This window comes from Streptomyces sp. ISL-36, from assembly GCF_018614205.1.
Classification (GTDB): Bacteria; Actinomycetota; Actinomycetes; order Streptomycetales; family Streptomycetaceae; genus Streptomyces.
In genome coordinates, this window is record NZ_JAGGOS010000119.1 from 21566 (window position 1) to 27837 (window position 6272).

The window sequence follows — 6272 nt, forward strand, 5'->3', positions numbered from 1 at the left end:
AGGGAGTTGGCGCTGATCTCTCGTAAGGTTCGTGGCGTGGGATCACTGCGCAATCCGGTCGGGCCGCTTCCCTCCTCCATCTACTGGCGACGGAGGGCAATCGCGCTGTGCCTGATCGCACTTATGGCGCTGCTGGCCCTCTGGGCCGTCACCTCGGGTGACGGCGGGGGGAAGAAGACGAACGACGCCTCCAACGGCTCTTCTCCGGTTCCCTCGATCACACCCGGACCTTCCGGTTCCGGGCCTGCGATCAGTGAACAGCCGGGCGGACGCGATGAGTCGGGAGACTCCGGCGAGAACACCGGCGGCGACAGCGGTACGGAGCCGGGTGGCGCGGACGCCGGCACGGGCGCGGGCGCGAACACCGGCGCGAACACCGGCGCGGAGAGCGGTGGCAAGAACGGTGACACGGACGGCGCGGGTGGCGACGGCGGCGCCGGAGCGAGCTCCGGACAGCAGGTTCCGGCCAATTCGCCGCTGCCGAACTGCGCGCCCGGAGCGCTGCAGTTGACGCTCCGCAGCACCAAGGTCTCGTACGAGCCGGGCGAGAAGCCGCGCTTCCAGCTGGTCGCCAAGAACACCTCGGCCACCGACTGCAAAGCCGATTTCAGCCCGAAGATCGCTGTTCTGACGATCAGTGACAGCAAGGACGACGAGGTCTGGTCCTCCCGGGACTGTCCGCGTCCGGCCGCCGGCGTCCTGCTCAGGGTACCGGCGGGCTCGACGATCACGTACACGGTGGAGTGGGACCGCAAGCAGAGCGCTCCGCAGTGCGCCACCGCCCCGGCGGCCCCGGTGGGCCCCGGCACCTATCTGGTCGAGGCGGCGATGCCGGGCGTGAAGGTCCTGCCGGCATCGTTCACGCTGGCCAAGGACTGACGCGGACAGAAGTCAGTCGGTCGGCAGACGGAAGGGGCCGTACGGGAGATCCCGTACGGCCCCCTTCCCGCAGGGTCCTACACGTACCGCTCCAGGATCGAGGACTCCGCCAGCCGGGAGAGGCCCTCGCGCACGCTGCGCGCCCGGGCCTCGCCGACGCCGTCGACGGTCTGGAGATCGTCGACGCTCGCCGCGAGCAGCTTCTGCAGACCGCCGAAGTGCTCCACGAGCCGCTCGATGATCGCGCCGGGCAGCCGGGGCACCTTGGCGAGGAGCCGGTAGCCGCGCGGGGAGACCGCGGAGTCCAGCGTCTCGGGGGAGCCGCTGTAGCCCAGGGCCCTGGCCACGATGGGCAGTTCGAGGAGCTCGGCGTGGCTGAGCGCGTCGAGCTCGGTCAGCGCCTCGGAGACCGTGCGGGAGCGCTTCGCGGTGGGCTCGGGCACGTAATCGCGGATGACGAGCTCCCGCTCGGGCTCGACGCCCGCGATCAACTCGTCGAGCTGGAGGGAGAGAAGGCGGCCGTCGGTGCCCAGCTCGACCACGTACTCGGCGATCTCGGTGGCGATCCGGCGGACCATCTCCAGACGCTGGGCGACGGCCGTGACGTCCCGGACGGTCACGAGGTCCTCGATCTCCAGGGCGGAGAGCGTGCCGGCGACCTCGTCCAGGCGGAGCTTGTACCGCTCCAGGGTCGCGAGCGCCTGGTTGGCGCGGGAGAGGATCGCGGCCGACTCCTCCAGGACCCGCCGTTCACCGTCCACGTACAGCGCGATCAGGCGCATGGACTGCGAGACGGAGACGACGGGAAAACCACACTGCTTGGAGACCCGGTCCGCGGTGCGGTGGCGGGTGCCGGTCTCCTCGGTGGGGATGGAGGCGTCCGGGACGAGCTGGACGCCGGCCCGAAGGATCTTGGTGATGTCCTTGTCGAGGATGAGCGCGCCGTCGAGCTTGCAGAGCTCACGCAGGCGCGTCGCGGTGAACTCGACGTCCAGCACGAAGCCGCCGGTACACATCGATTCAACCGTTTTGTCCATACCGAGGACGAGGAGGCCACCGGTGTTGCCCCGGAGGATGCGCTCCAGGCCGTCGCGCAGGGCGGTGCCGGGGGCGACGGCGCTGAGCGAGGCGCGCATGAGCGCCTCGATGCCGGAGCCCGCGCCGGACTTTCCGGGAGCTGCTGCCCCGTCCTTGGCTGCCACTGCACTCCTCCGGCTCGTACGGATGGGCGAGACCAGGGCAAAGTCTAGCGACACGACCCGGCGCCCCTTCGCCGCGCGCCGCGCGCCCCGTGCGGGGCTTGCCCCGCGAGCCGCTCCCGTACACCGCGGCACGACGCCGCCCGATCCACCGAGGGTCGCGGCCCGGGGCCACTGGCGGGCGTGGTCCGGGCCATCGGCGGGCGGGTCCCGGACGCAAGGGGTGGGCCCCGCCCTCTCCACGGCCCCTGGCTCTCCGCGGCCGCCTGCCCTTCCTGGTCCTCTAGCTCCAACGCCGTTCAGTTAGGCGCGGGGCCTGTTCGTCAAGTCTTGCCGGTAGGCAAAGCAGCGGAGCTGCCGTAGAAGAGGTCTGTCACTCCAAGACATCCTCACCACGGGAGCTCCGCTGTTGGAACAGGCTGCCATAACGCGGACCGTCAGGGTAGCGGCCGGGGTGTTCGCGCCAGGTCATGTCGGCGAGCTGACCTGGATCGTGCCGTTCGAAATGGTCGACGACGTCCTGACGGCGACCCGGGCGGTCCAGCAGCGGGTCCGTCTGGTGCCGGCACGGGTCACCGTGTATCTGCTCTTGGCCGGGGCGTTGTTCACCGAGCTGGGCTACCGGCAGGTCTTCGACCGGTTGTGTGCCGGTCTGGCGGGCCTGGCGCCCGCCAGGCCGAGCGGCAGCGCGTTACGGCAGGCCCGCCAGCGTCTGGGGGCGGCGCCGTTGAAGGCGCTGTTCGACCTGGTACGCGGCCCGGCGGCCACGACCGCGACCGCGACGCGGTGGCGCGGGCTGCTGGTCGTCGCGGTCGACGGCACGCTGCTGCCGGTGCCGGACGCCCCGGCGAACCTCGCGGTGTTCGCCAAACAGCGGTGCAACACGGGGCCGGGGGCTATCCGCAGATCCGGCTGACGGCACTGGTGGCCTGTGGGACCCGGGCGGTGATCGGGGCGGTGTTCGGCCCGGCCACCACCGGCGAGCTGGAGTACGCCGGCCGGCTGACAGGCGATCTGCGCGCCGGAATGCTGCTGCTGGGCGACCGGAACTTCGCCGCCGCCGGTCTGCTGAACCGCCTGGCCACCACCGGTGCGCACCTGCTGGTGCGGTGCAAGTCCGGACGGAGGCTGCCACCGGTGGCCCGCTGCGACGACGGCTCGTTCCTGGCCCGGCTCGGAGCGCTGACCGTCCGGGTCATCGACGCCGAGATCAGCATCGTCACGTCCCGAGGGGCCCGCACCGGCCACTACCGGCTGCTGACCACCCTCACCGATCCGTCGGCATACCCAGCCACCGAACTCATCCGGCTCTACCACGAACGCTGGGAGATCGAAACGGCTTACGCGGAGCTCAAATCCACGGTCCTGGGCGGGCGGGTCCTGCGCGCCCGCATCCCGGCCGGGGTCGAACAGGAGGTCTGGGCACTGCTGGTCGCCTACCAGGCGCTGCGGACCGCGATGACGGATGCCACCGACAGCGTCCCGGGCACCGATCCGGACCGGGCCGGCTTCACGGTCGCGTTGTCCGCCGCCCGCGACCAGCTCGTCCTGGCGGCGGGCATCATCGCCGACACCGCCATCGACCTGGTCGGGGTCATCGGCCGCCACGTGCTGGCCCAGCTCATGCCTGAACGGCGGGTCCGCACCAAAGACCGCATCGTCAAACGAGCGATCTCCAAGTACAACGCCCGCGGACCCGCCATCGACCGAGCCACCTACAAGGCCACCATCAGCATCAACATGCTCACGACCGACCCTTGACAGCCCCAGCCCCGCCCTAACTGAACGGCGTTGCCTCTAGCTCTCCTCGGCCTTCGGGGCGGCGGCACGGCGGCTTCTCGGCAGCACCCTGAGCGCGTCCCCTATGTCCGCGACCTCCGTCACCTTCATCCCCGCGGGCACCCGGCCCGGGTCGGTCGGGACCAGGGCGTGGGTGAAGCCGAGCCGGTGGGCCTCCGCCAGTCGCCGCTGCACGCCCGTGACCCGGCGGACCTCGCCCGCGAGACCGACCTCGCCGATCGCGACCAGGTTCTTCGGCAGCGGGGTGTCGCTGGCCGCGGAGGCCAGAGCCAGCGCGATCGCCAGGTCGGCGGCCGGCTCGGAGAGCTTCACCCCGCCGACCGTCGCCGAGTAGATGTCCCGCTTGCCGAGCGCGGTGATCCGTCCGCGCTGCTCCAGGACGGCCAGCATCATCGAGACCCGGGAGGTCTCCAGGCCCGAGGTCGTCCGGCGCGGCGACGGGATCTGCGAGTCGACCGTCAGCGCCTGCACCTCGGCCACGAGCGGCCGGCGGCCTTCCAGGGTCACCGTCAGACAGGTCCCGGGAACCGCCACGTCGCGCCGGGTCAGGAACAGCCCGGACGGGTCGGCCAGACCCGTGATTCCCTCGTCGTGCAGTTCGAAGCAGCCCACCTCGTCCGTCGCCCCGTACCGGTTCTTCACACCGCGGACCAGCCGCAGGCGCGCGTGCCGGTCGCCCTCGAAGGAGAGGACCACGTCGACCAGGTGCTCCAGGAGGCGCGGTCCGGCGATCGCCCCGTCCTTGGTCACGTGCCCGACGAGCAGCGTGGACATCCCGCGCTCCTTGGAGGCGCGGATCAGCGCCCCGGCGACCTCCCTGACCTGGGCCATGCCGCCCGGCGCCCCGTCGATCTCGGGGGAGGCCACGGTCTGCACCGAGTCCATGATCAGGAGCGAGGGCTTCACGGCGTCGAGGTGGCCGAGGACGGCGGAGAGATCCGTCTCGGCGGCCAGGTAGAGGTGGTCGCTGAGCGCGTTGATCCGGTCGGCGCGCATCCGCACCTGGCTCGCGGACTCCTCGCCGGTGACGTACAGCGTGCGGTGCTCGTCGCTCGCGGCCTTCGCGGCGACGTCGAGCAGCAGCGTGGACTTGCCGACGCCCGGCTCACCCGCGAGCAGCACCACCGCGCCGGGCACCAGGCCCCCGCCGAGGACCCGGTCGAGCTCGTCGACCCCGGTGCTGCGGGCCGTGGCCTGCCGGCCGTCGACCTGGCCGATGGGCAGCGCGGCCGTGGAGACACGGCCCGCGGCGGTCGTGCGGACAGCGGGCGCGCCATACTCCTCGACCGTCCCCCAGGCCTGGCACTCGGGGCAACGGCCGAGCCATTTGGCGGTGGTCCAGCCGCATTCGGTGCAGCGGTAGGACGGCCGGTCCTTGGCGGATTTCGTACGGGCAGCCATGCACCGAACCGTAGCGGCCCCCACTGACATCGAGTTCCGCAGCGGGCGCGGGCGGCGCACAACCCGGCGGAATGACGGGTTCCTGTCCCCTTTTGAGGGATACGTTCACCCGTAAGGATTAAAAGTGTTCAAGGGGTGCGAGGACGCCGCCTTCCCTTGCCTACGGTCGCCGGGTGACGAGCAGCAGGCTGGAACCCCCCACCCACACCACCGGCGCACACCGGGCGCACCGCCGCGCGCCGTCCCGACCGGCCGCCGTGGGCTCCGACGGCGCCCCCGCCGGGCCCCGCACCCTCGGCCAGCACCCGCCCGCCCGCTACGAGGGGTATCTGAACGGCCTGTTCACCTACTGCCTCTCCGTGCTCTGCGACCACGACGCGGCGACCGCCGTGCTCGGCGACGTCCTCGCGATCGCCGAGCGCCACCAAGGGCGCTGCCCGGCCGACGAGGACGGGCGCACGGCGTGGCTCTACGCCCTCGCCCGCTGGGCCTGTCTGCGCAGCCTCGGCGAGCAGCGCCGCAAGCGGCAGGGCGCGCACACCGGCCGCCCCGCCGTCGCCCCGCCCGAGCCGCCCCGCGTCTCCGATGAGGTCGCCGAGCGCCGCCGCGCCGAACTGGCCCTCCTGGCCTGGCCGGAGGCCGCCGGTACCACCCCCGAGCAGCGCGAGGCCCTCGAGCTCGCCGTCCGCCACGGACTCGGCCACCGCCAAGTCGCCGCCGTACTCTCCCTGGACGCACTCGCCACACGCGAACTGCTCGCCTCCGCCGCCTGCGAGGTGGAACGGACGCGGGCCGCTCTCGCGGTCGTCGAGACCGGCAACTGCCCCACCGTCGCCCGGCTCACCGGTGACCACCAGGTCCTGCTCTCCTCGACCCTGCGCACCGAACTGGTCCGCCACGTCGACGACTGCCCGCGCTGCCGCAGGGCCGCCGAGCGCGCGGGCGCGGGCGGCCCCTGGCCCGGGGCGGCGGCGACGATCTCGCCGGGCCGGC

At 72.3% G+C, this 6272-nt stretch carries 6 protein-coding genes; 4 read left to right on the forward strand and 2 right to left on the reverse strand.

Annotated elements, in window-relative coordinates:
* Positions 1–36: 36 nt before the first annotated feature.
* Entirely contained in the window at positions 37–879 is an 843-nt protein-coding gene (locus tag J7E93_RS28025) for a hypothetical protein (RefSeq protein ID WP_215072767.1), read from the forward strand.
* A gap of 77 nt (positions 880–956) precedes the next feature.
* Here J7E93_RS28025 and disA read toward each other — a convergent pair whose 3' ends face one another.
* Complete coding sequence (gene disA, locus J7E93_RS28030; protein WP_215072768.1) at positions 957–2081, reverse strand: DNA integrity scanning diadenylate cyclase DisA; 1125 nt, start codon at positions 2079–2081, stop codon at positions 957–959.
* A gap of 451 nt (positions 2082–2532) precedes the next feature.
* Here disA and J7E93_RS37450 point away from each other — a divergent pair, with 451 nt between their 5' ends.
* The gene (locus J7E93_RS37450) at positions 2533–2994 is read left to right on the forward strand and encodes a transposase domain-containing protein (protein WP_308368812.1); all 462 of its coding nucleotides are present in this window, start codon (positions 2533–2535) and stop codon (positions 2992–2994) included.
* Complete coding sequence (locus tag J7E93_RS37455; RefSeq protein WP_308368813.1) at positions 2955–3839, forward strand: IS4 family transposase; 885 nt, start codon at positions 2955–2957, stop codon at positions 3837–3839. The genes J7E93_RS37450 and J7E93_RS37455 overlap by 40 nt, the downstream gene beginning before the upstream one ends.
* Positions 3840–3875: 36 nt before the next feature.
* Here J7E93_RS37455 and radA read toward each other — a convergent pair whose 3' ends face one another.
* A complete protein-coding gene (gene radA / locus J7E93_RS28040) occupies positions 3876–5279 on the reverse strand; it encodes a DNA repair protein RadA (RefSeq protein WP_215072769.1) in 1404 nt (467 codons plus the stop codon).
* A 173-nt stretch (positions 5280–5452) separates the two neighbouring features.
* Here radA and J7E93_RS28045 point away from each other — a divergent pair.
* Positions 5453–6272 (forward strand): RNA polymerase sigma factor (locus J7E93_RS28045; protein ID WP_374105442.1); only part of this gene is annotated, 820 nt, incomplete at its 3' end.